The organism is Enterobacter sp. ZOR0014 (assembly GCF_000798855.1).
In the GTDB taxonomy this organism is placed as follows: Bacteria; Pseudomonadota; Gammaproteobacteria; order Enterobacterales; family Enterobacteriaceae; genus Enterobacter; species Enterobacter kobei.
In genome coordinates, this window is the sequence record NZ_JTLF01000400.1 from 1 (window position 1) to 623 (window position 623).

General features: G+C 53.0%; 1 protein-coding gene. It reads left to right on the forward strand.

Going from position 1 to position 623, the window contains the following annotated elements; genetic code table 11:
* Positions 1 to 123: 123 nt before the first annotated feature.
* Positions 124 to 623 (forward strand): antirestriction protein ArdA (locus L977_RS22380; protein WP_022650026.1); only part of this gene is annotated, 500 nt, incomplete at its 3' end.

Consider the following 623-nt stretch of genomic DNA (forward strand, 5'->3'; position numbering starts at 1 on the left):
TCATCGCTGTTTATCTGCGCTGCGGCCTCCGGTGTCGCCCCTGCATCTTCCGCTCGAAGTCGGGCTGTCGTGTCGGCACGGCGTAAGCCGGAACTCAGACGACACAGACACTGGAGGAGTTTTATGAACACTACCACCCCGGCGATTTATGTAGGTACATACCACAAATACAACTGCGGTAGCCTCTACGGTAAATGGTTTGACCTCACCGACTTTGATGATAAAGCAGAGTTTCTGGAAGCCTGCAACGAGCTGCACGCCAATGAATCCGACCCGGAACTCATGTTCCAGGACTGGGAAGGGATCCCGTCAGCATTTGCATCCGAATCTTCCGTTGACTGGAATTTCATTGAAGCCTACAAGCGCGCAGTAGAAGACGGTATGGATGCTGCATTTATTGCCTGGGTGGAATACTCCGGAGAGTGTGATTATGACGCCTTCGAGGATGCTTATTGCGGAGAAGCTGAGAGCGAAGAGGACTACGCCTGGACTATGGCAGAAGAGTGCGGCCTTCTCAATGACATTCCGGAATCGCTGCGTTGCTATTTCGATATGGGAGCCTGGGCGCGGGATTTGTTCCTGGACGGTCTGGTATTTCTGGATGGCTACGTGTTCAACGGTTG